Source organism: Magnetospirillum sp. WYHS-4, from assembly GCA_039908345.1.
GTDB lineage: Bacteria > Pseudomonadota > Alphaproteobacteria > Rhodospirillales > GLO-3 > JAMOBD01.
Genome location: JAMOBD010000131.1, coordinates 1 through 2,573 on the forward strand (window position 1 = coordinate 1; position 2,573 = coordinate 2,573).

General features: G+C 66.3%; 3 protein-coding genes. All 3 read right to left on the bottom strand.

Annotated elements, in window-relative coordinates; translation table 11 throughout:
• Window positions 1-683: type III pantothenate kinase (locus tag H7841_18240; protein ID MEO5338798.1), on the bottom strand; the 683-nt coding region annotated here is incomplete at its 3' end.
• Window positions 684-693: 10 nt separating this feature from the next.
• Window positions 694-1,386 (bottom strand): biotin--[acetyl-CoA-carboxylase] ligase, encoded by a 693-nt coding sequence (locus H7841_18245; GenBank protein ID MEO5338799.1) that lies wholly within the window; start codon window positions 1,384-1,386, stop codon window positions 694-696.
• The coding region (gene nuoN / locus H7841_18250) for an NADH-quinone oxidoreductase subunit NuoN (protein MEO5338800.1) at window positions 1,386-2,573 on the bottom strand (1,188 nt) is incomplete at its 5' end. The genes nuoN and H7841_18245, both read right to left, overlap by 1 nt.

The window sequence follows — 2,573 nt, forward strand, 5'->3', positions numbered from 1 at the left end:
AACGACGCCAAGCCCCCCGTCGCCACCACCTTCATGGGCGCTCCGAATTCCTTCTGGATGCGCCGCACCAGGCCTTCGATCATGCCCACGTAGCCCCAATAGATTCCGGACTGCATGGCGCTGACCGTGCCCTTTCCTATGACCGCCTTGGGCCGCCCGATGGCGACCCGTGGCAACTTGGCCGCCGCCATATGCAATGCCTCCAGGGACAAGTTGATGCCCGGCGCGATGACGCCGCCGCAGTAGTTGCCCGCGCCATCGACCACGTCGAAGGTGGTAGCGGTACCGAAGTCGATGACGATCAGCGGTCCACCGTGGGACTCGCGGCAGGCCACGGCGTTGACCAGACGGTCGGCGCCCACCTCCTCCGGGTGGTCGACCAAGACCTCCAGGCCCAGATCGACGCCCGGTTCGCCGACCATCAGGGGATCGCAGTTGAAGTAGCGTCGGCAGAGGGTCTTCAGGGCGAAAGCCGAGGCCGGCACCACGGTCGCCACGATGGCGTCGCGAACGGCCTCGCGCGAGATGCCGTCCAGGGACAACAGTTGGGTCAGCCAGACGCCCAACTCGTCAGCGGTCCGGTTGGTGGTGGTCGAGGCCCGCCATTCGCCCTTGAGCGCCCCGTCGTCGGCGAAAACCGCGAAGACCGTATTGGTATTCCCGCAATCGATGGCCAAAAGCATGGGTCCCACCTCAAACAGCCGGAAAGACGTCGCCGGCCAGGATGCGTTCGTCGCCGTCCGCGCCCCCCAGGATCAGGGCCCCGTCCGCGTCGAGCCCCCGGAAGATGCCCGTCAATCGGCGATCCGGCAAGCGAACTTCAATCGGGCCGCCCAGACCATGGGCGCGTGCCAGCCAGGCTTGGCGCAAGGGGGCGAAACCATCGCGCTCCCAAACCGCCAGCCAGACATCCAGGCGGGCCAGGATACTCTCCAGGACATGGGATACCGTCACCGCGCCGCCCAGGTCCGTCGCCGGAAATTCTGTGCCTCCCGGATGATGGGCGACGTTGACGCCGATGCCGGCGATCAGCCATTCGCCATCGAATTCCAGCAGGATGCCGGCCAGCTTGGCGCCGTCCAGCAGCACGTCGTTGGGCCACTTGCAGGCCACCCGGCGTCCCGGCACCAGGCTCTCGACCCCCTCCGCCACCGCCAGGGAAGCGGCAAAGGTCAGTTGCGCCGCCGCTTCGGCAGGGGGGCGCAGAAGAATGGAGACGTAGAGGTTTCCTGGTTCGGATACCCAGGTCCGGCCGCGCCGGCCGCGTCCGGCCGTCTGGCGCTCGGCCACGACCACCATCCCCTCGGGCGCGCCAGCCGCCGCCTGGCGCCGGACTTCCGCATTGGTGGAATCGAGAACCGCGAACGTCCGGACCGTAAAGGCCATCAGCCGGAGGGGAACAAGGCCGCCGAGGCGGCCTCTGCGCCGCCCAGAAGCAGGCCGGGATAGAGGAAGAACAGCAGCACGATCAGGCTGGACACCACCAACACCCCGGCGACCTCGCGCGGGACCACGCGCTCCAGGCCTTCGGCAGGCTCGTCGAAGTACATCACCTTGACGATGCGGATGTAGTAGAAGGCCGCCACCACGCTCATCAGGAGGCCGATGATCGCCAGGGTATAGAGTCCCGCATTGACCGCCGCCAGGAAGATGTAGAACTTCCCGAAGAATCCGGCCAGGGGCGGTATGCCGGCCATGGAGAACATGAAGATCGCCATCGCCGCCGCCATTCCCGGATGGGTCTTGGATAGGCCGGCCAGGTCGTCGATACCCTCGACCATGCGGTCGCCGCGCCGCATCGCCAGAATGCAGGCGAAGGCGCCGATATTCATGAACAGATAGATGGACAGGTAGATCAGCACGCCCTTGACGCCCGCCTGGTCGGCGGCCGCCAGGCCGATCAGCGCGTAGCCCACATGACCGATGGAGCTGTAGGCCATCAGCCGCTTGATGTTCTTCTGCACCAGGGCGGCGAAGGCACCGACGAACATGCTGAGCGCCGCCGCCGCGACGATCACCTGCTGCCACTGGGCGATCAGACCGCCGAAGGGCCCCATGGCGACGCGGGTCAGCAGCGCCAGGGCGGCGATCTTGGGGGCCAGGGAGAAGAAGGCGGTGACGGGAGTCGGCGCCCCCTCGTAGACGTCGGGTGTCCACATATGGAAGGGCGCCGCCGAAACCTTGAAGGCCAAGCCGGCTAGGACGAAGACCATACCGAACACCAAGCCGACCGGCGGCCGGTGGCCTTGCAGGTCGCGGAACTGGGTGGCCAAGGCCTCGAAATCGGTGGTGCCGGTGAAACCGTAGATCAGCGAGGCGCCGTAAAGCAGCATGCCGGAAGCCACGGCGCCGAGGACGAAGTACTTCAGGCCGGCCTCGGTGGAGCGGGAGTCGTCGCGCTGGAAAGCGGCGATCACGTAGAGCGACAGGCTCTGCAATTCGAGGCCGACATAGAGCGACACCAAGTTGTTGGCCGAAATCATCAGCAGCATGCCGAGCGTCGCGAACAGGATCAGCACCCCGAACTCGAAGCGCGACATGTGCTGCCGTTCCATGAAGTCGCGGGCCATGAA

Bases quoted from the DNA above. Each gene is read 5' to 3' on its own strand.
- H7841_18245 (MEO5338799.1), bottom strand. From the start codon at position 1,386: ATGGCCTTTACGGTCCGGACGTTCGCGGTTCTCGATTCCACCAATGCG.